The organism is Mycobacterium europaeum (genome assembly GCF_034555895.2).
Taxonomy (GTDB): Bacteria; Actinomycetota; Actinomycetes; order Mycobacteriales; family Mycobacteriaceae; genus Mycobacterium; species Mycobacterium europaeum.
In genome coordinates, this window is the sequence record NZ_CP157315.1 from 459866 (window position 1) to 480514 (window position 20649).

At 69.1% G+C, this 20649-nt stretch carries 19 protein-coding genes; 9 read left to right on the top strand and 10 right to left on the bottom strand.

The window, feature by feature from the left end; all coding sequences use genetic code 11:
• Window positions 1-20: 20 nt before the first annotated feature.
• Entirely contained in the window at window positions 21-1238 is a 1218-nt protein-coding gene (locus U8D42_RS02355; protein WP_322859372.1) for a PPE family protein, read from the bottom strand.
• A 707-nt stretch (window positions 1239-1945) separates the two neighbouring features.
• Between U8D42_RS02355 and U8D42_RS02360 the strand changes: the two genes are divergently transcribed.
• From U8D42_RS02360 to U8D42_RS02375, 4 genes are all read left to right on the top strand, one after another.
• Window positions 1946-2623, top strand: a complete 678-nt coding sequence (locus U8D42_RS02360; protein ID WP_322859371.1) for a TetR/AcrR family transcriptional regulator — start codon at window positions 1946-1948, stop codon at window positions 2621-2623.
• A gap of 129 nt (window positions 2624-2752) precedes the next feature.
• Entirely contained in the window at window positions 2753-3463 is a 711-nt protein-coding gene (locus U8D42_RS02365; RefSeq protein WP_322859370.1) for a TetR/AcrR family transcriptional regulator, read from the top strand.
• Between the two features lie 97 nt (window positions 3464-3560).
• Window positions 3561-5561, top strand: coding sequence for a hypothetical protein (locus U8D42_RS02370; RefSeq protein ID WP_322859369.1), 2001 nt, complete (start codon window positions 3561-3563; stop codon window positions 5559-5561).
• 13 nt (window positions 5562-5574) lie between these two features.
• The gene (locus U8D42_RS02375) at window positions 5575-6588 is read left to right on the top strand and encodes a polysaccharide deacetylase family protein (RefSeq protein ID WP_322859368.1); all 1014 of its coding nucleotides are present in this window, start codon (window positions 5575-5577) and stop codon (window positions 6586-6588) included.
• On the opposite strand, the gene U8D42_RS02380 is transcribed toward U8D42_RS02375, so the two are convergent.
• Window positions 6585-6944, bottom strand: a complete 360-nt coding sequence (locus tag U8D42_RS02380; RefSeq protein WP_085239674.1) for a PAS domain S-box protein — start codon at window positions 6942-6944, stop codon at window positions 6585-6587. The two genes, U8D42_RS02375 and U8D42_RS02380, sit on opposite strands and share 4 nt — an antisense overlap.
• A gap of 153 nt (window positions 6945-7097) precedes the next feature.
• Window positions 7098-8648 (bottom strand): methionine--tRNA ligase, encoded by a 1551-nt coding sequence (gene metG, locus U8D42_RS02385; protein ID WP_322859367.1) that lies wholly within the window; start codon window positions 8646-8648, stop codon window positions 7098-7100.
• Between the two features lie 19 nt (window positions 8649-8667).
• Here metG and U8D42_RS02390 point away from each other — a divergent pair, with 19 nt between their 5' ends.
• The 5 genes from U8D42_RS02390 to U8D42_RS02410 all read left to right on the top strand — a co-directional run bounded on the left by U8D42_RS02390 (window position 8668) and on the right by U8D42_RS02410 (window position 14686).
• Window positions 8668-9522, top strand: coding sequence for a TatD family hydrolase (locus U8D42_RS02390; protein WP_322859366.1), 855 nt, complete (start codon window positions 8668-8670; stop codon window positions 9520-9522).
• Window positions 9523-9687: 165 nt separating this feature from the next.
• A complete protein-coding gene (locus U8D42_RS02395; protein WP_322859365.1) occupies window positions 9688-10815 on the top strand; it encodes a resuscitation-promoting factor in 1128 nt (375 codons plus the stop codon).
• On the top strand, window positions 10779-11714 hold the full coding sequence (gene rsmA, locus U8D42_RS02400) for a 16S rRNA (adenine(1518)-N(6)/adenine(1519)-N(6))-dimethyltransferase RsmA (RefSeq protein ID WP_322859492.1): 936 nt from the start codon (window positions 10779-10781) through the stop codon (window positions 11712-11714). The genes U8D42_RS02395 and rsmA overlap by 37 nt, the downstream gene beginning before the upstream one ends.
• 54 nt (window positions 11715-11768) lie before the next feature.
• Window positions 11769-12725 (top strand): 4-(cytidine 5'-diphospho)-2-C-methyl-D-erythritol kinase, encoded by a 957-nt coding sequence (locus tag U8D42_RS02405; protein WP_208859285.1) that lies wholly within the window; start codon window positions 11769-11771, stop codon window positions 12723-12725.
• 326 nt (window positions 12726-13051) lie between these two features.
• A complete protein-coding gene (locus U8D42_RS02410) occupies window positions 13052-14686 on the top strand; it encodes a fatty acyl-AMP ligase (RefSeq protein WP_322859364.1) in 1635 nt (544 codons plus the stop codon).
• A 33-nt stretch (window positions 14687-14719) separates the two neighbouring features.
• Here the strand turns inward: U8D42_RS02410 and pth are convergent, their stop codons facing one another.
• From pth to glmU, 7 genes are all read right to left on the bottom strand, one after another.
• Entirely contained in the window at window positions 14720-15295 is a 576-nt protein-coding gene (gene pth, locus U8D42_RS02415) for an aminoacyl-tRNA hydrolase (RefSeq protein WP_085239680.1), read from the bottom strand.
• Between the two features lie 12 nt (window positions 15296-15307).
• On the bottom strand, window positions 15308-15967 hold the full coding sequence (locus U8D42_RS02420) for a 50S ribosomal protein L25/general stress protein Ctc (RefSeq protein WP_322859363.1): 660 nt from the start codon (window positions 15965-15967) through the stop codon (window positions 15308-15310).
• Between the two features lie 139 nt (window positions 15968-16106).
• Window positions 16107-16988 carry an oxidoreductase gene (locus U8D42_RS02425; RefSeq protein WP_322859362.1) on the bottom strand — a complete coding sequence of 294 codons (882 nt, stop codon included), beginning with the start codon at window positions 16986-16988 and terminating at the stop codon, window positions 16107-16109.
• 52 nt (window positions 16989-17040) lie between these two features.
• On the bottom strand, window positions 17041-17688 hold the full coding sequence (locus tag U8D42_RS02430) for an LpqN/LpqT family lipoprotein (protein ID WP_322859361.1): 648 nt from the start codon (window positions 17686-17688) through the stop codon (window positions 17041-17043).
• On the bottom strand, window positions 17685-18041 hold the full coding sequence (gene arsC, locus U8D42_RS02435; RefSeq protein ID WP_085239684.1) for an arsenate reductase (glutaredoxin): 357 nt from the start codon (window positions 18039-18041) through the stop codon (window positions 17685-17687). The genes U8D42_RS02430 and arsC overlap by 4 nt, the downstream gene beginning before the upstream one ends.
• Window positions 18042-19022, bottom strand: coding sequence for a ribose-phosphate diphosphokinase (locus U8D42_RS02440; RefSeq protein ID WP_085239710.1), 981 nt, complete (start codon window positions 19020-19022; stop codon window positions 18042-18044).
• A gap of 88 nt (window positions 19023-19110) precedes the next feature.
• Window positions 19111-20586 (bottom strand): bifunctional UDP-N-acetylglucosamine diphosphorylase/glucosamine-1-phosphate N-acetyltransferase GlmU, encoded by a 1476-nt coding sequence (glmU, locus tag U8D42_RS02445; RefSeq protein WP_322859360.1) that lies wholly within the window; start codon window positions 20584-20586, stop codon window positions 19111-19113.
• Between the last annotated feature and the right edge of the window lie 63 nt (window positions 20587-20649).

Consider the following 20649-nt stretch of genomic DNA (forward strand, 5'->3'; position numbering starts at 1 on the left):
GTCTGTGTTCATGCGATGGCCTACGCGTATCCACCGGACGGCGGGCGCGTCATCACGGTCGGGATGACCCCGTACCGCGGCCCGAGGTTTTTGCCCGACGCGGCGGCCAGGCGCGGCAGCGAGCCCATGATGCTGGGCGGCGTGTTGGCGCTGGCGAGGCTGATCGTCGGCAATGCGGACGCGGCGCTCTGGGCCGCCGGGATCACGCTGGTCCAACTCGCCGGCACCGCCAGCGGGCCCAGCGAGGCCGCGCTGCCCAGGCTGCCTATCACGCCCGACCCGAGTGATCCGATTGATCCGAGCGCGCCCGCGCCCGCGCTCGCCGCGCTCGCCGCCCCCGACGCCGCGGTGCTCGCGGCGGCCATCGCCCCGTTCGCCAAACCCTGCGCGGTCTGGGCCATGCCCAGGATCGAGGACATCCCGTACAGCGGGGTCGCACCCGCCATGAAGTAGGTGGGAAGCGAACTGGGGATGCTGGACACGAGGCTGTTCATGAGCGACGAAGTGGCCGAACTGGTCGCCGTGCCGGCCGTGCCGGCCGCGCCGCCGGCACCCGCCTCGCCCAGCGTGACGGCCCCGCTGGTCATCGGCGACGAAAGCCCTTGCAGGGTGCTGGGCACCGACGACATCACGTGCGAGAGCGACGTGTGCGTCGCCGCCAACGTTTCCGCCTGGGCGACCGCGCTGCTCTGGCTGGCAACGCCCGCTGGGTTGGTGACGTCCGGCGCCGGGCTGAACGGGGTCACTTCGCAAGCGACCGCCGAGCCCGCGGCGTACTCGTACATCGCCGCGGCGTCCTGCGCCCACATCTCGCCGTATTCGGCCTCGGTGGCCGCGATCGCCGCGGCGTTCTGGCCGAAGAAGTTGGTGGCGACCAGCGTCGCGAGCTGAACCCGGTTGGCGGCGATGGCCGGTGGGGGGACGGTCATCGCGAAGGCGGCTTCGTACACTTCGACGGCGAGCCGGGCCTGACCGGCCGCCTCCGCCGCCCGTGCGGCCGCCCCGGCGGTCCACGCCATGTAGGGGGCGAACGCGGATGCCATGGCCAACGACGACGGGCCCATCCAGCGCCCGGTCGTCAGGCCCGCGATCACCGTCCGGTAACAACTTGCGGCGGAATGCAATTCGGCGGCAAGGCTGTCCCAGGCCACGGCGGCGGCCACCAGGGAAACCGGGCCGGGGCCGGCGTACATCCGCGCGGAGTTGAACTCCGGCGGGAAGGCACCGAAATCGATCACGTCAAAACCCCGGCCTTGCGGGCGGCGCGAGCGGCCGCGCCCGAACGTCCGCACACTGGGGCAGGGGCGTGAGCGGACGTGGCAGCGGCGGCGTACTCCACCGCAGGTAACTCGAGATTAAACATACTAAAAGTATGCTCTGGTTGGCCGTTGCTTGCTAAGAGTATTTGGCCCGCGACCGGGAAGGCACCTGGTCCCTTCCCGGGTGTTCTACCTGCTGGCGCCGCCAGCCCGCGTGGCCTCGTGGTCACGACCGGCATGTGCCTCTCCTTACGCCCTACAGGTGGCCCGGCATCGGGGTGTATCGGCTGCTCAGATGGTCGAACGGGGGGTCTGTGCAGCTTTCGTGTACAAACTGACACATTGATAATAGCGCAAAAACCATACTAATAGTCTGCAAAGATCCTGTGATCCGCACTACAGGTATTTGCGGCCGCGTCAAGCGGGGGCCTCCGGCTGCTAATCTCGGACTTGGCCAAGAACTGCCGGGGGTGGCCGGTCGGTGTCGTTTCAGACCGTCTGAGAACCGAGGTGTATGCCCTGCTCATCAACCTGATGGGGAACGACCGGCTCAGGGTCGTTACCCCTGGCAAGATCGCTCGCGACAGCCACGGCGTCGGCGCGCGAACCGGCATCACTGCCGGATTCGAGCCTCCGCCCCATCCTCGCGGCCCGGCGGCTGAACCAGAGTTGAGCCGGCGCCTCCGATGACGACCCACTCGGGCGACGGGCGCGCCGACGCGACGCGCCGACAGATACTGCGGGCCGCCTCGCATCAGTTCGCGCGCCGGCCATACCACGAGGTCGGTCTCGACGACATTCTCGCGGAGGCGCAGCTGACCAAGGGCGCGATGTATTTCCACTTCAAGTCCAAACACGCCCTCGCGGCCGAACTCATCGACAAGCAGATCGCCGCGGCCACCGTCGCGGTGGGAGACCTGATGACCAGGGGGCTTTCCGGTCTGGAAACCCTGATCGACTTCTCGTATCTGATCGCCGTCCAGGACATCAAGACCGATCTGGTCAGGGCCGGCCTGAACCTGATCGAGTCGGTCGGGTCGGCGGAGGGACTGCGGGACACCTTGATGAACGGATGGGTGAACGCGCTGTCGGAGGTGGTTCAGCAGGCCATTGACGAGGGGGACATCGACGGCCAATGCGGGCCCCACGACGTGGGACGCCTGATGGTGTCCCTGCACATGGGGCTGCGGAAGACCAGCAATCTCGACGAGCCGGAACGATTCCTGCTCGACCTGGAGAGATGCTGGATGCTCATCCTGGGCGGAATCCTGCGACCGGACCGAGCCGATTACTTCCGCCAATTCCTAAGGCGGCGTGCGGCGCTCGCCGTCAATGCCGGATCGACCGGGGAAGATTCGCCGTAATTCACGCGGGTTGGCCACACCGCCCGCCCGCCCTCGCGTCGGCTGCTAACCTTGGACGCCTTGGCGGTCGATGTGAGGCCCAGACCGACGGCTACGCGCATCCGACGCGACTCCGGAGGTGTAGAGACAGTGGCGCGCCAGATCCGATCCGAGGCCACTCGGCGCAAGATCCTCGATGCCGCGATGGAGGTGTTCGGCGAAGTCGGGTATGCCGCCGCCGGTTGGGGCTCGATCATCGAGCGGACGGGGATGACCAAGGGCGCCCTCTACCACCACTTCGATTCCAAGGAATCGCTGGCGTCCGACATCCTCAAGGAGGGCTCCGACAACCTTCTCACCGCTTTCCGCAACGTATGCGGGTCGTCGTCCCCGGGACTGGAGAATCTGCTGCACGGCGCCTTCACCATCGTGGAAGTGCTGAACTCGGACGAGATGGTTCGCACGGCCGAGCAATTGGCCTCTGCGTTAAGCGGATTGAACGACGCCGCCGCGAGCTTCTATGCGAACCTGGCGGCGTTGATCGAAGAGCAGGCCCGGCGGGCGATCGGCGAGGGTGACCTTCGCAACGACGTCGACCCCCAAGTGCTCTCCGAGTTCCTCGTCGGAGCCATGTTCGGAACGCGGTTGGTATTCAACGCGATAGCTCGCCGCGACGCCGGCCGGCCCATCGCCGGCGACATCGCCGGGCGCCTGCGTCAGATCCTGGAACTGCTGCTGCCCGGCACCGTCACCGAGGCGTCGCTTCCCTACTTCCGGCAATACCTCGGTCGAGAAGTGATGCGCCATGCCCCGAGCGCCGCGCCGCGCGCAGACGCCGACACCGAGCCCCTCATCGGATAGACCATCGAACCGCCGAGGTTCGGGCCGGATGCGCCGCATCCTCTTTCGCGGTCGTCCAGACGGTGGTTCGATAACCGGGCTTGACGCGCTTTTGACGATGCATACTGTTCCGGTGATGTACCCGAGACGTCTGGGCAAAGCGGTGGCGCTGGCCGCCGTCTCCGGATTTTTGGTGATGAGCGCCCCGGCGTCGTGGGCCGCGCCCGGCGACCCGGTTACGGCGGCGGACTCGCCGACCCTGTCGCTGACCGACATCGGGTCCGCCCCCATGCTGGAGTTCTGGGGCCTGACGAGCAGCCAGCAGCTGACCGTGCCGGTCTTGCACGGGCTGACACCGACCGCGCTGAACGCCACCGTCGAACTGCCGATCAATCTGCGGTCCGGGTTGCTCACCGTGACGCAGGGGGAGCGCACCATCGCGCGACTGAATCTGCCGTCGGCCGATCAGACGCCGATCGTCATCCCGCTGGCGGGCGCGGAGATCAACGACAACTGGCTGTCGGTGACCGTGCGTTCCTACCTGGTGCCGTTGGACGGATACTGCCTGTACCCGGAGAGCCCGCTGCGCCTGACCAACGGATCGATCACCTACACCGGGGTCGAACTGCCGCCCACCACCGTGGCCCATTTCCTGCCCCCGGTGCTGCGAAAGCTGTCCATCTATCTGCCGCAATCGCCGTCGCCGAACGAGTCAGACACGGCGATCCAACTGGCCGCGGCCGCGGCCAGTCACTACGGCAGGCAGACGCCCGACATAGCCGTGATCCCGCTGGCGGACGGGCAGGCGGCGCCCCCGGGGCCGCCGCAATCGCTGGAACGCCAGATCGTCGTCAAAGAGGGCCCCGACAACGGCCTTTCGCTTCAGGGTCCCGCCGGGGTGCCGTGGTTGCTGATGTCGGGACCGCTCGGGCAGTCCGACGAATCGAACACGGCCGTGCTGTTCAACGACGTGTCGCAGCTCGCCATGTCTTCCAAGGCGGCGGTGGAACAATTGAAGCCGCGCCCGCAGCAACTGGGTAACTCCGTCACGCTGCGTGAACTCGGGCAGCCGGTCGTCAACGCCACGTCGCTGCAGCCGCGGGTGTCGATCGGACTGGACCAGACCAAGTTCGGGCGGTCCGTGCACGACGTGCGCGTGCACCTGCAGGGGTCCTACACCCCGACCCCAGGCAACATCGGCGGCCAGATCGCCGTGACGATCGGCCCGGAGACCGTCGATCACTGGCCCACCGACGGCCACGGCACCATCGATCGCTGGCTCGACGTGCCCGATCGCCTCCTGCAGCGATACACCAGCCTCGACCTGGTCTTGGACGTTGCGGCCAACACCGGGCATTGCGGCGACTTCTACACCGCCGGGCCCGGCAACCAGCTCCTCACGTTGAACATCAACGGCGACAGCACGATTCAGACCAGCCCGGCCGCCCCGCCGGTGCCGGACGGCTTCCAGTCGGTGCCGCAGTCCCTGATGCCGCGGGTGCAGGTGGGCATCGAGCCCCACTCGTTGAGCGACACGGTCCGGGCGGTCAACCTCGTGGTGGGCCTGCAGCGAATCAGCTCCGTGCCGCTCTACACCACGGTCACCGGTGTGCAACAGGCGATCGACTCGTCGGATCCCGCGATATTGATCGCCGCCGACGGCTGGAATCACTCCAATGTCACGCTGCCGGTGTCCGCGGGGCCCAGCGGACCGATCACCGTCAACGCCGTCGAATCCGACGGCAAGCCCGCCAAGCTCATGCTCGACCCCGGCCTTCGGTTTGCCTCTCTCCAAACGGTTTTCAACCGGGGCAGGTCGCTGTTGGTGGCGACGTCCAACGGGGCGCCCGGGCAGCTCGACGAGCTGATCCGCTGGCTCAACGGCGATAACAAGCGCTGGCAACGGCTCAAAGGTGTCGCGGTGGTCTCCGCCCCGGGCGGGCAGGACCCGGTCACCGTCGAGCAATCACCCGCGGCCGGGCCGGCCGCGGGATCGCAGGGCCACTCGGGTGACTCTGACTGGCTGTGGTGGTTCGGCGCGGGCTGGGTCGCCGTGGCCATCGTCGGCGCAGGCGTGATCGTTTGGCGGGTCCGGCGCGAATCCTGGCGGCGCCGTTAGGTTTCGGCGCCTGATGGCACGAGTCAGGAATCTCGTGGCGGTGCTGCTCTGCGCGGTGGGCGTTCCGGCGTTCACCCGGGCGCGACACCGCCACAAGCTTGCCATCGTGATGTTCCACGGGGTCGAAGACCAACCGCTGTCGCCGGCCTGCCGGCACGTGCTCGACGCGGCGCTGTACCGCCGCCAAATCGCATATCTCCACAGGCATTTCAATGTCCTGCCGCTCGAGGAGGCTCTGGAGCGGCTCGCCGACGGGACGTTGCCGCCCCGTGCGGTGGCGATCACGTTCGACGACGGCACGCGCAACCTCGCCACGCGCGCGGTCCCGGTGCTGCGCGAACTGGGACTTCCCGCGGCGGTGTTCCTGGCGACCGGCGCGATCGGAAGCGGCGAAACGTTGTGGCCCGACCGGCTCTGGCTGGCGATCGCCCGCACCGCGGCGACCGAGGTCGATCTGACCGCGTTGGGACTGGGCGTGCACTCCCTCGTCGGCATCGCGCACCGCGCGAAGGCCTATGCCGCCGCGGTGGAGGGGTTGAAAGGCCTGCCCGACGCCGACCGGCTCGGGGCGCTGGACGACGTTCTGGGCGCGCTGGGGCACCGCGACGACGGCGACGGCGGCCCATTCCGGATGCTGTCCTGGGAAGAGGCGCGCGCGATGGCCGGCGACGGCCTGGTGACGCTGCATCCGCACTCGGTGACCCACCCGATCCTCGCCCGCTGCGACGACGACAAGGTGAAGCGCGAGATCGCCGATTCGTGCGCTGCGCTCGAACGCGAGACCGGGCGCCGGCCAAGGGTTTTCGCGTATCCCAACGGTCGCCCGCAGGACTTCGACGACCGCGCCAGGGGCGCGCTGCGCGACCGTGGCATCCGCTGGGCGTTGTCGACCAGGCCGGGGTTCGCCGACCGCCGCTGCGACCCGCTGGCGTTGCCGCGGCTGGCGGTCTCGAGCGATGCGTCTTTCGGCCACTTCCGGTTGCTGGTCTCCGGCGGCCTGCCGCGCCGCCCGGGACGACGCGGCTAGCGGTCTTCCTTCCAGAGCTGTTCGGTCAGGTCCTGGAAAGCCGCGAGGACGAATTGGTCGTCGGCCCGCATCGCCGCCGACTTGCTCATCAGGGCGCGCACCACCGAACCGTCCTTGTGCTGCAATTCGACAACCATATTGGCCAGCGAATGAACGACCGATAACACATCCGAGTCCGGCGCGTGATGGAAGATCTCATGAAACCGAAGCGACAAGACCTCCTCCGGCTCGTAACCCATCATCTCGGCGAACGCGGCGTTGGAAAAAAGGATGCGGCCGTCATTCTCGATGGCCAGCACGGGAATCGGGATCCGCTCTAGCACAACCAGTGCCGGCAACTGCTTCAAGGCCGTCATCGGCGAGTCCCCGTGTTGCCGATTACGTCGTCGCTCCACCGGCCGATTATGGCGCATAACATAGGCAATACACGAGGCCTTTGCGCAGATGCTGATGCGGCGCTTCGCGGGCCCTTACTTTTCCGGCCGCCTCGCCGGCGGGTCCGCGGCGGCTCATTCGCCTTCGGGAGGCTGGTAACGGGGGAACACCCCGGCCGGTGGCGGCAGCTTCGTGCCGGGGGCCAGGCGCGCGGCGACGGCGTCGAACGCCCGCCGGTCCCCGGCCTGCCCGAGCAGGTCGAGCAGCTTGCCGGCGGAGTCGGGCATCACCGGCTGGACGAGCAGAGCGGCGACGCGGACCGCCTCGCAGGTGACATAGAGGACCGTGCGGAACCGCAGCTGGTCGGCCTCGGACTCGCTCTTGCGCAACACCCACGGCTGTTGGGCCGAGAAGTATCTGTTCGCCTCGCCGAGCATCAGCCAGATCGCCTCCAACGCCAGATGCATGGCTTGGCCGTCGAAGCTGGCGCGCACCCGGTCCAGCAATCCGTCGGCCGTCGCCAACAGATCCGCGTCCGCGGCCGTCAGCTCGCCCGGTTCGGGGACGACCCCACCCAGGTTCTTGGCCACCATGGACAACGACCGCTGGGCCAGGTTGCCGAGCTCGTTGGCCAGATCGGCGTTGATCCGGGCGATGATCGCGTCTTCGCTGTAGCTGCCGTCCTGACCGAACGGCACCTCCCGCAACAGGAAGTAGCGGAGCTGGTCGACGCCGAACGTGTCGATCAGGGCGACCGGGTCGACGATGTTGCCCACCGACTTGCTCATCTTCTGCCCGCGGTTGAGCAGGAACCCGTGGGCGAACACCCTGCGCGGCAGTTCGATGCCGGCCGACATCAGGAATGCCGGCCAGTACACGGTGTGGAACCGGATGATGTCCTTGCCGATCATGTGCAGGTCGGCCGGCCAGTAGCGGCGGAACAGCTCGGATTCGGTGTCGGGATAGCCGACGCCGGTCAGGTAATTGGTGAGCGCGTCGACCCAGACGTACATGACGTGATCGGGATGCTCGGGCACCTGCACACCCCAGTCGAACGAGGTGCGGGAGATGGACAAGTCGCGCAGCCCGCCGGAGACGAAGCTGACAACCTCGTTGCGGCGCACCTCGGGCCCGATGAAATCCGGGTTGGCTTCGTAGTGGGCCAGCAGCTTGTCGGCGTATGCCGACAGCCGGAAGAAGTAGGTCTGCTCTTCGGTCCAGGTCACCGGGGCACCGGTTTCGACGGCGATCCGGGTGCCGTCGACCAGCGCGGTCTCGGATTCGACGAAGAACCGTTCGTCGCGCACCGAATACCAGCCCGAGTAGGTGTCGAGGTAGATGTCGCCGGCGGCCTGCATCCGCCGCCAGATCGCCTTGGAGGCCTCAAGGTGGTCGGGGTCGGTGGTGCGGATGAACCGGTCGAAGGAGATGTTCAGCCTCTCCTGCAGGCGCTGGAACGCGTCGGAGTTGCGCCGGGCCAGCTCGGCGGTGGGAATGCCCTGCGCCGCCGCCGTCTCGACCATCTTGAGGCCGTGCTCGTCGGTCCCGGTCAGGAATCGCACGTCGAACCCGTCGAGGCGCTTGAACCGGGCGATGGCGTCGGTGGCGATGTATTCGTAGGCATGCCCGACGTGCGGATCACCGTTGGGGTACGTGATCGCCGTGGTGACGTAGTAGGGCCTCATCGAGAGTCCACCCTATTGTGTGGCCGTGAGTTCCAACCGGTCTGGTAAACGAGAAGCGCCGCCCCCGCCCGAACCGCTGGCTCCGCTGGTCGACGCCCACACCCACCTGGACGCGTGCGGCGCCCGGGACGCCGAGGGTGTGCGCGCCATCGTCGACCGCGCCGCGGCGGTCGGGGTGGGCGTGGTGGTCACCATCGCCGACGACCTGGATTCGGCGCGCTGGGTGACCCGGGCCGCCGACTGGGACCCGCGGGTGTACGCCGCGGTGGGACTGCATCCCACCCGCGCCGACGCGCTGGACGACGACGCACGCACCGAGATCGAGCGGCTGGCGGCGCATCCGCGGGTGGTGGCCGTCGGCGAGACCGGCCTGGACCTGTATTGGCCCGGGCGCCTCGACGGGTGCGCGCAGCCGGGCACGCAGCGCGACGCTTTCGCCTGGCACATCGACCTGGCCAAGCGGTGCGGAAAACCGCTGATGATCCACAACCGCGAGGCCGACGCCGAGGTCCTCGACGTACTGGCGGCCGAGGGCGCCCCCGACGTGGTGATCTTCCACTGCTTCTCGTCGGGCCCCGCGACGGCCCGGCGCTGCGTGGACGCGGGGTGGTTGCTCAGCCTGTCCGGGACGGCGAGCTTCCGCAACGCGCGCGAGCTGCGGGAAGCCGTTCCGCTGATACCGCTGCAGCAGCTGCTGGTGGAGACCGATGCGCCGTTCCTGACGCCGCATCCCTACCGCGGGTCGCCCAACGAGCCGTACTGCCTTCCTTATACTGTCCGGGCGGTCGCTGAACTGGTAGGTCGTCCCGCCGAAGAGCTGGCGCTGGCCTCCACGAACAACGCCCGGCGGGTCTACGGACTGCCTCCCGGTTGACCCGCGGACTGCGCGATTGCGTTCACAAAGTCGCGCAGGAGTTGCTCAACATTGGCCGGTTCGTTACCGTCTTGTGATCGAAAGGGTGGGGCCTGCGGGCCCTAATTTGTCGTTTGGTGCTGATTAGGTCGTTGGGGTGCTTGCTGTGGTCGGGATAGACGCACGTTGACTGTATTAACAAAACTTCATCAGAACCCGTCGCCGATGTTGCGGCTCGTCGTCGGAGGGCTCCTGGTAGTCCTGGCGTTCGCGGGCGGATTCGCGGTCTCCGCGTGCAAGACGGTGACGCTGACCGTCGACGGAATCGCCATGCGGGTCACCACGATGAAGTCGCGGGTGATCGACATCGTGCAGGAGAACGGCTTCTCCGTCGACGAGCGTGACGACCTGTACCCCGCCGGAGACGTCACGGTGCACGACGCCGCCAACATCGTGTTGCGCCGCAGCCGGCCGTTGCAGATCTCGCTGGACGGCCGCGACACCAAACAGGTGTGGACGACGGCATCCACCGTCGACGAGGCGCTGGCCCAACTCGCCATGACCGACACCGCCCCGGCCGCGGCCTCCCGCGGCAGCCGGGTCCCGCTGGCCGGGATGGCCCTGCCCGTCGTCAGCGCCAAGACCGTGCGCATCACCGACGGCGGCACCGCCCGCACGGTCCATCTGCCCGCGCCCAATGTCGCGGGGCTGCTGAGCGCCGCCGGCGCGCCGCTCCTCGAAGGCGACCAGGCGGTGCCCAGCGCGTCGTCGCCCATCGTCGACGGCATGGAAATCCAGGTGACCCGCAACCGGATCCAGCGCGTCACCGAGCGGATGCCGTTGCCGCCGAACGCCCGCCGGGTCGAGGACCCGGACATGAACATGAGCCGCCAGGTGGTCGAGGACCCGGGCGCCCCGGGCACCCAGGACGTCACCTTCGCCGTGGCGACCGTCAACGGCGTCGAGACCGGGCGGTTGCCCATCGCCAACACCGTGATCACCCCGGCACGTGAGGCCGTGGTGCGGATCGGCACCAAGCCCGGAACCGACGTGCCGCCGGTGACCAACGGATCCGTCTGGGACGCGATCGCGGGTTGCGAGGCCGGCGGGAACTGGGCGATCAACACCGGCAACGGCTACTACGGCGGTGTGCAGTTCGACCAGGGCACCTGGGAGCGCAACGGCGGGCTGCGGTTCGCCGCGCGCGCGGACCTGGCAACTCGGGAAGAGCAGATCGCGGTCGCCGAGGTGACCCGGCAGCGCCAGGGCTGGGGCGCCTGGCCGGTGTGCAGCGGAAGAGCTGGTGCGAGCTGACCATCCGGCTGCTGGGTCGGACCGAGATCAGGCGGCTTGCCAAAGAACTTGATTTTCGGCCACGCAAATCCCTCGGTCAGAACTTCGTCCACGACGCCAACACGGTCCGCCGGATCGTCTCGACCGCCGGGGTGGGCCGGACCGATCACGTCCTCGAGGTCGGCCCCGGCCTGGGCTCACTGACGCTGGCTTTGCTGGACCGCGGCGCCACCGTCACGGCCGTCGAAATCGACCCGGTGCTGGCCGACCGCCTGCCGCAGACCGTCGCCGAGCACTCACACAGCGAGATCCAGCGGCTCACCGTGCTCAACCGCGACGTGCTGACCCTGCGCCCCGACGAGCTGGCCGCCGAGCCCAACGCGGTCGTGGCCAACCTGCCCTACAACGTGGCGGTGCCCGCGCTGCTGCACCTGCTCGCCGAGTTTCCGTCCATCAAGACGGTGACCGTGATGGTGCAGGCGGAGGTAGCCGAACGCCTTGCCGCCGAGCCCGGCGGCAAGGACTACGGCGTGCCCAGCGTCAAGGTCCGCTTCTTCGGAACGGTCCGGCGGTGCGGCATGGTGTCGCCGACGGTTTTCTGGCCGATTCCGCGCGTCTATTCGGGGCTGGTTCGCATCGACCGCTACGCCAGTTCGCAGTGGCCCACCGACGAAGCCTTCCGGCGCCAGGTGTTCCACTTGGTGGACATCGCGTTCGCGCAGCGGCGCAAGACGGTCCGCAACGCGTTCGCGGAGTGGGCCGGCTCGGGCAGCGAGTCCGCGAACCGGCTGCTGGCCGCCAGCATCGACCCGGCCCGTCGCGGCGAGACGCTGTCCATCGACGACTTCGTGCGGCTGTTGCGGCGATCGGCCGCGTCCGGTACCGCGCCCGCGGCCGATCAGCAGCCGTCCGCGAACTGACTGCGGCGGCGCTGCGTGTAGTTGCCCGGTCGCAGCGATAGTCTGCTGCGGTGGGTGACAATGTCTGACGGCAACACCGCCGCCCAGTGGGTGCCCACCGGGTCGGTCACCGTCCGGGTGCCCGGAAAGGTCAACCTGTATCTTGCGGTCGGCGACCGCCGCGAGGACGGCTACCACGAGCTGACGACCGTGTTTCAGGCCGTCTCCCTGCTCGACGAGGTGACGGTCCGCAACGCCGATGTGCTCTCGCTCGAGGTCGTCGGGGAGGGTGCCGACAAGCTGCCCACCGATGAGCGCAACCTCGCCTGGCAGGCCGCCGAACTCATGGCCGAGCACGTGGGCCGGGCGCCCGACGTCTCGATCATGATCGACAAATCCATTCCGGTGGCCGGCGGGATGGCCGGCGGCAGCGCCGACGCCGCGGCCGTGCTGGTCGCCATGAACTCGCTGTGGGAGCTCAACGTGCCCCGCCGCGACCTGCGGATGCTCGCCGCGCGGCTGGGCAGTGACGTGCCCTTCGCGCTGCACGGTGGCACCGCGCTGGGGACCGGCCGCGGCGAGGAACTGGCCACCGTGCTGTCCCGCAACACCTTCCACTGGGTGCTGGCGTTCGCCGACGGCGAGCTGCTCACGCCGGCGGTCTTCAGCGAGCTGGACCGGCTACGGGAGGCCGGGGATCCGCCGCGGCTTGCCGGGCCCGGGCCGGTGCTGGCGGCCCTGGCCGCGGGCGACCCGCAGCAGCTGGCGTCCTTGCTGGGCAACGAGATGCAGGCCGCCGCGGTAAGCCTGAATCCGCGACTGCGCCGCACCCTGCGCGCCGGGGTCGAGGCCGGCGCCCTGGCGGGCATCGTGTCCGGCTCGGGCCCGACGTGCGCCTTCCTGTGCTCCTCGGCGGCCTCGGCGGTCGACGTCGGCACCGAGGTATCCGGTGCGGGCGTCTGCCGCACGGTGCGCGTCGCGAGCGGGCCGGTGGCCGGTGCCCGCGTGGTGCCGGCCCCCACCGAGGTGTGAAAATTCCCCCAAATCGCGCATTCGTTTGGGCTGTTCCCTAAGAGGAGCTTAAGATAATGCGCGGTGACGGGTAGCGCTGAGCAAGAACACTTATCTTCGTCGTCCGCCGGGGTCCCCGGCGGACGACTGATAATTCGGGCTCACCGGCGTTTCCGGGGCCCGATTGGCGCCGATCCGGTGGCCGCATGCCGGGCCCTCTACTCATCGCCGATTCGAGACCTAACTGCAGCCCGACTGTGTTTGCGTGCCTGCTCCCAAGCGTTACCCAGGGAGCGGAATATGAGATCCCGGGCGTCGTGGCGAGCGCCGGAACCGAGGAGGTTTGTGTGAGCAGGTTTACCGAGAAGATGTACCGCAATGCCCGCAACGCGACGACGGGCATGGTCACCGGTGAACCCCACGAGCCGGTCCGCCACACCTGGGGCGAGGTCCACGAGCGCGCGCGCCACATCGCGGGCGGCCTGGCCGCCGCCGGGATCGGGCTGGGCGACGCGGTGGGCGTGCTGGCCGGCTTCCCGGTGGAGATCGCCCCGACGGCGCAGGGCCTGTGGATGCGCGGCGCCAGCCTGACGATGCTGCACCAGCCCACGCCGCGCACCGACCTGGCCGTGTGGGCCGAGGACACCATGAACGTCATCGGCATGATCGAGGCCAAGGCCGTCGTCGTCTCCGAGCCCTTCCTGGTGGCCGTCCCCGTGCTGGAGGAGAAGGGCATCAAGGTCCTCACCGTCGCCGACCTGCTGGCCGCGGATCCGATCGACCCCGTCGAGGTCGGCGAGGACGACCTGGCGTTGATGCAGCTGACCAGCGGCTCCACCGGATCTCCGAAGGCCGTCCAGATCACCCACCGCAACATCTACTCCAACGCCGAGGCGATGTTCATCGGCGCGCAGTACGACGTCGACAAGGACGTCATGGTCAGCTGGCTGCCCTGCTTCCACGACATGGGCATGGTCGGCTTCCTGACCATCCCGATGTACTTCGGCGCGGAGCTGGTCAAGGTCACGCCGATGGACTTCCTGCGCGACACCCTGCTGTGGGCCAAGCTCATCGACAAGTACAAGGGCACCATGACCGCGGCGCCCAACTTCGCCTACGCGCTGCTCGCCAAGCGGCTGCGCCGCAACGCCAAGCCCGGCGACTTCGACCTGTCGACCCTGCGGTTCGCGCTGTCGGGCGCCGAGCCCGTCGAACCCGCCGACGTCGAGGACCTGCTCGACGCGGGCAAGCCGTTCGGCCTGCGTCCGTCGGCGATCCTGCCGGCCTACGGCATGGCCGAGACCACGCTGGCCGTGTCGTTCTCGGAGTGCAACGCCGGCCTGGTCGTCGACGAGGTCGACGCCGACCTGCTGGCCGCGCTGCGCCGGGCGGTGCCCGCCACCAAGGGCAACACACGCCGGCTGGCCACGCTCGGCCCGCTGCTGCAGGACCTGGAGGCGCGCATCATCGACGAGAACGGCGACGTGATGCCGCCGCGCGGCGTCGGGGTGATCGAGCTGCGCGGGGAGTCGCTGACGCCCGGCTACCTGACCATGGGCGGCTTCCTCCCGGCGCAGGACGAGAACGGCTGGTATGACACCGGCGACCTCGGCTACCTGACCGAGGAGGGCCACATCGTGGTGTGCGGCCGCGTCAAGGACGTCATCATCATGGCGGGCCGCAACATCTATCCCACCGACATCGAGCGGGCCGCGGGCCGCGTCGAGGGGGTGCGGCCCGGGTGCGCTGTCGCGGTGCGCCTCGACGCCGGGCACTCCCGGGAGACGTTCGCCGTCGCCGTCGAGTCCAACGCCTGGCAGGACCCGGCCGAGGTGCGCCGGATCGAGCACCAGGTCGCCCGCGAGGTGGTGGCCGAGGTCGACATGCGGCCGCGCAACGTGGTGGTGCTCGGGCCGGGCACCATCCCGAAGACACCATCGGGCAAGCTGCGTCGCTCGCACTCCGCGACCCTGGTCACCTAGGCCGCGCCGCATCGATCGCCCCACGGCGGGCGCCTACCAGGCGTGCACCTGGTTCTGCGCGGGCTCCAGCCCCAGCTCGATGAGTAACTCGGTGGCGTCCGCGGCCTGCTCGCAGATGGTGGGAACCTCGCCGCGCTCGGCGGCGGAGAAGTTCTCCAGCACGAACGCCGCCGGGTCCTTGCGCCCCGGCGGCCGGCCGATGCCGATGCGGACCCGCTGAAACTCCTTGGTGCCCAGCGCCGATGCCACCGACCGCAGCCCGTTGTGGCCGCCCTCGCCGCCGTCGATCTTGAGCCGAATCCGGCCGAAGTCGAGGTCGAGGTCGTCGTGGACGACGACGATGTCGGCCGGCGGCACCGAATAGAACTTCGCCAACGGCCCCACCTGCCGGCCGGACTCGTTCATGTAGCAGCGCGGCTTGGCCACCAGTACCGAGTGCCCGGCCAGTCGGCCGCTGACCACGTCGGCCCCGGACCGCTTGTGCACCTTGAACTTCGAACCCAACCGGTCGGCGAGCAGGTCGGCGACCATGAACCCGAGGTTGTGCCGGGTGCGCGCGTAGTTGTCTCCGGGGTTGCCCAGGCCGACCACCAGCAACGGCTCGGCCACGTTGCGGTCCGCCTACTCGGACTCGCCCGCGGGGGCCTCGGCCTCGCCGGCTTCCTCCTGCGCGGGGGCCTCCGCGGCGGCGGGGGCCGCGCCGGCGCCCTCTTCCTCGAGGTCCTCGGCGGTCGGCGCGGTCACCACGTTGACCACCAGCATCTCGGGGTCGGAGATCAGGTTGACGCCGCGCGGCAGGGCGATCTGCCCGGCGGTGAACTGGGTGCCCGGTTCGGCGTCCTCCACCGACACGGTCAGCTGCTCGGGAATCGACATGGCGTCGGCCTCGATCTCGATGGTGTTGGTGTCCTGGGTGACCAGGGTGCCCGGGACGGCGTCGCCCTCGACGACGACGTTGACCTCGACGACGACCTTCTCGCCGCGGCGCACCGCGAGAAGGTCGGCGTGCTGGATGGTGCGGCGGATCGGGTGGATGTCGAGCGCCTTGGTCAGCGCCAGCTGTTCCGTGCCGTCGATGTCCAGGGTCAGCACCGCGTTGGTGCCCGTGTGGCGCAGCACGGCCGCGAAGTCGTGGCCGGGCAGCTCCAGGTGCTGCGGTTCGGCGCCGTGGCCGTAGAGCACGGCGGGAATCCTGCCTTCGCGGCGGGCTCGGCGGGACGCGCCCTTGCCGGTCTCGGTTCGTACCGTCGCGGTGAGTTGGTTGCCTGCGGACTTGGCCATGGTGTCGCTCCTGTGTGCTCGGTGCCTGAGTGTGGGGGCACGGCCAGGGTCGCGACAGTTCGTCGGTCTCCGTCGATAACGGTGCTGGCTGGCCAGCAACCCTCGCCGTGACGCCCGGTCAGGTTAGCGCATGCGCACCTCAGAGCGGAAATTTGGTGCCGGTGAGCTGCTCGGACAGCTCCCACAGCGCCGCCGCCATCGCCGGGTCTTGCGCCCGCCGGCTGCGCCGGACCGGTTGGGTGCGGCCGGTCTGCCCGAATCGCGGCCCGACGAACGTGTCGCCCGGCAGGTCCTGCGACGCCGCGTACAGCGTCTGGCGGGCGCCGAAGTCGGCGTCGGTGGCCACTACGCGGGTGACCGCCGACATCATCGCGTCGCCGAGCTTGCGGCCGGAGGCGCCCTGCAGGTTGGTGTGCGAGTAGCCGGGGTGGGCGGCCAGCGCGCGCAGCGTGGAACCGGCCCCGTCCAGGCGTCGCTGCAGCTCGCTGGCGAACAGCAGATTGGCGAGCTTGGACTGGCTGTAGGCCAGCCACGGCGAGTACCGCCGCGTCTTCCAGTTCAGGTCGTCAAGGCTGATCCGGCCGGCCCAGTGCGCCATCGACGACACGGTGACCACGCGATCGGTGAGCTTGGGCAGCAGCAGGTTGGTGAGCGCGAAATGCCCGAGGTGGTTGGTGCCGATCTGGCTCTCGAAGCCGTCGACGGTCTGCTGGTACGGGGCGGCCATGATGCCCGCGTTGTTGATCAGCACGTCGACGCTGTCGACCCCGTCGGCGAATTCGCGCACGGACGACAGGTTTTGCAGGTCGAGCGCGCGGACCTCGACCGGGCCGGTGTGGGAGCCCCTGATCTGCAGCGCGGCCTTCTCGCCCTTGCGGATGTCGCGGACCGCCATGACGAGCGTCGCGCCCCGTCGCGCCAGCTCGCGGGCGGTGACCGCGCCCAGCCCGCTGTTGGCGCCGGTGACGATGACGGTGCGCCCGGCGAATGAGGGCAGGTCCGCGGCGGTCCAGTTGGTCATGGTTGTCGAGCCTAATCGGGCTCGCTCACCGCCCGGCGAACCGCAAGGGCATTTACTTCGCGGCGACGACGAACCCCCGCATGATCGCCTCGATGTCGGACGACTGCGCGACGGCCTGGTTGGCCAGCCCGGTGATGGTGAGCTGCACCAGGTAGCGCTGCTTGGTGGGCGGCGAACCGGTGGCGATGACGATCCGGTTGAAGCTGTGCAGCCGCGTACCGTCCAGGTCGTAACTGCCCTGGATCATCGACGAGGGGAAGCCGTTGTAGGGCGTCGTCGAGGCATCCAGCTGCTTGAAGTCCTCGAACAGCTGGGCGTCGTCGTTGCCGTGCTGGATCACCTGGGCCGGATCGAAATCGCCGTGCAACGCGAACACCACCAGCCGCGCGGTCGGGTATTTGCCGCCCTTGGAGATCATCACGGTCTCGGGCGCGATGTGCGGATTGTGCGCCGCCGTCCAGCCCGGGGGCGTCGGGATCGACACCGTCAGGTCGGGCAGGTTGCCCGGCGCGACCTGCTGTCCGGTCACGCCGATGTTCTGCAGATACTGCGACAGCGGGACGGGCTTGGCGACCCTCGTCGTGGTGGTCGTGGTCGTCGGGGTTGTCGACCAGATCGATTGGTAGTCAGGCGTTTTCGGCCCGCAAGCCGCCACGGGCAGGGTCAGCGCGATGGCCGTGGCCGCACACGCGCGTCTCACAGAATCTCGCGGGCCTTCTCGACCGGCCGGGCCAGCCGGGTGCCCTTCGTCGTCACGACGAACGGCCGCTCGATCAGGATCGGGTGTTCGGCCATGGCGTCGAGCAACTGGTCGTCGGTCGCATCGGCGAGATCGAGTTCGGCGTACAGCGGTTCCCGCTTGCGCACCGCGGTGCGCACGTCGATCCCGGCGTCGCTGATCATCTTCACCAGTTCGGCGCGCGACGGCGGGGTCTTCAGGTACTCGACGATCGTCGGCTCGAGGCCGTTGTCGCGTAACAGATCCAACGTCTTGCGGGAGGTGCTGCACCGGGGATTGTGGTAGATGACAGCCTCGCCGGGCTTTGCAGCCATCTAGGCGTCCCCGTCGAAAAGCCCCGTCACGGAGCCGTTTTCGAAGACGGCGCGAATGGTGCTGGCCAACAGCGGCGCGATGGACAAGACGGTGAGCTGGGGGAAGCGCTTCTCCTCGCCGATCGGCAGCGTGTTGGTGACGATCACCTCCCGCGCGCCGGACGCCGCGAGCCGCTGGGCGGCCGGGTCGGACAGCACGCCGTGGGTGGCCGCGATGATGACGTCGGCGGCGCCGTCGTCGCGCAGCAGCTGCACCGCGCCGGCGATGGTGCCGCCGGTGTCGATCATGTCGTCGATGAGCACACAGGTCCTGCCCTGCACCTCGCCCACCACGCGGTTGGACACCACCTGGTTGGGCACCCGCGGGTCGCGGGTCTTGTGGATGAAGGCGAGCGGAACGCCACCCAATGCGTCGGCCCACTTCTCGGCGATGCGCACCCGGCCCGAGTCGGGGGAGACGACCACCATGTTGCCGTCGGGGTAGTTGTCGCGGATGTAGCCGGTCAGCAGGTTTTGGGCGCGCATGTGGTCTACCGGCCCGTCGAAGAACCCCTGGATCTGGTCGGTGTGCAGATCGACGGTCACGATCCGGTCGGCGCCCGCGGTCTTGAGCAGGTCGGCGACCAGCCGCGCCGAGATCGGTTCGCGGCCGCGATGCTTCTTGTCCTGCCGGGCGTAGGGGTAGAACGGCATGACCGCGGTGATCCGTTTGGCGCTGCCGCGCTTGAGCGCGTCGATCATGATCAGCTGTTCCATCAGCCAGTCATTGACCGGTGCCGGGGCCGACTGCAGGACGAACGCGTCGCACCCGCGCACCGACTCGTGGAACCGCACGAAGATCTCGCCGTTGGCGAACTCGCGCGCCGTCTGAGCGGTGACGTGGACGTCGAGCTCTTTTGCCACCTGCTCGGCCAGCTCCGGATGCGCGCGGCCGGAGAAGAGCATCAGGTTCTTGCGGTTGTCGGTCCAGTCGTGGCTCAACGCACTGCCCTCACCGTTGTCGAGAATGGAACGCCCCATCGTACGTAGCGAATCGTACGGAAAGTGGCCGGGTTACCAGAAACCGACATCACGGTGTCTGTTCGGGCTCGGACGCCGGGTCGGCGGCCTGTGTCGCCTTCGCGGCCGCCTCGGCGGCCGCGCTGCCCGGTCGTTTGCGCTGCACCCAGCCCTCGATGTTGCGCTGCGGGCCCGCGGACACCGCCAGCGCGCCCGGCGGGACGTCGTCGCGGACCACGGTTCCCGCGCCGGTGTAGGCCCCGTCGCCGACGGTCACCGGGGCGACGAACATGGTGTCCGAGCCGGTCCGCACGTGCGATCCGACCGTGGTGCGCCGCTTGGTGGCGCCGTCGTAGTTGACGAAGACGCTCGACGCGCCGATGTTGCTGTGTTCGCCGATGTCGGCGTCCCCGACGTAGGTCAGGTGCGGAACCTTGGTGCCGGTGCCGATCGTGGAGTTCTTGGTCTCGACGAACGCCCCGAGCTTGCCTTCGTCGCCCAGCACGGTGCCGGGCCGCAGGTAGGTGAAGGGGCCGACCGTGGCGCCGGCGCCGATGGACGACGACGTGCCGTGCGTGCGCACCACCGATGCGCCGTCACCCACGGTGACGTCGGTGAGCGTGGTGTCGGGGCCGACGATGCAGTGGCTCCCGACCTGGCTGCGGCCCAGCAGCTGCGTGCCCGGGTGGATGACGGTGTCGCGCCCGACCGTGACCTCGACGTCGATCCAGGTGGTCGCCGGATCCACGATGGTGACCCCGGCCATCTGGTGGGCGGCGACGATCCGGCGGTTGAGCTCGGCGCCCAGCTGCGCCAGCTGCACGCGGTTGTTGACGCCGGCGACCAGGGCACTGTCGTCGACGTGCCGGGCCTGGACGGCCTGCCCGTCGCCCCGAAAGATCGAGATGACGTCGGTCAGGTAGAGCTCCTGCTGGGCGTTGTCGGAGCTCAGCCGGTTCAGCGCGGAGCGCAGCGCCGCGACGTCGAAGGCGTAGACCCCGGCGTTGACCTCGTGAATCTCCCGCTGGACGGGTGTCGCGTCGGCGTGTTCCACGATCGCGGTGACCTCGTTGTCCTGGGTGCGCAGGATCCGGCCGTAGCCGGTGGGGTCGTCGAGCGTCGTGGTGAGCACCGTCGCGGCGGCCGAGGCCGCGTGGTGGGTCGCGATCAGGTCGGCCAGGGTGTCGGGGTCCAGCAGCGGCGTATCGCCGGAGGTGACGACGACCACGCCGGCGTAGTCGTCGGGCAGCGCGGACAGGCCGCAACGGACCGCGTGGCCGGTGCCCAGCGGCCGGTCCTGCAGCGCGACCTCGATGCCGCGTCCCAGGGCGTCGGCCGATTCGGCGACCAGCGGCGCGATGCGCTGATGATCGTGGCCCAGGACCACGACCAGGTGCTGCGGCGCGACCTTGGTGACGGCGTGCAGCAGGTGGGACAGCATGCTGCGACCGGCGATCTCGTGCAGCACCTTGGGGGTGTCGGACCGCATCCGGGTGCCGGGCCCGGCCGCGAGCACCAGGACCGCGGTATCACCACGAGACGCCATCAACTCTCCTCAACCCCGGCGCGACCGTCGTGTCCGTAGACGACACGCCGTCAAGCGTGGCAC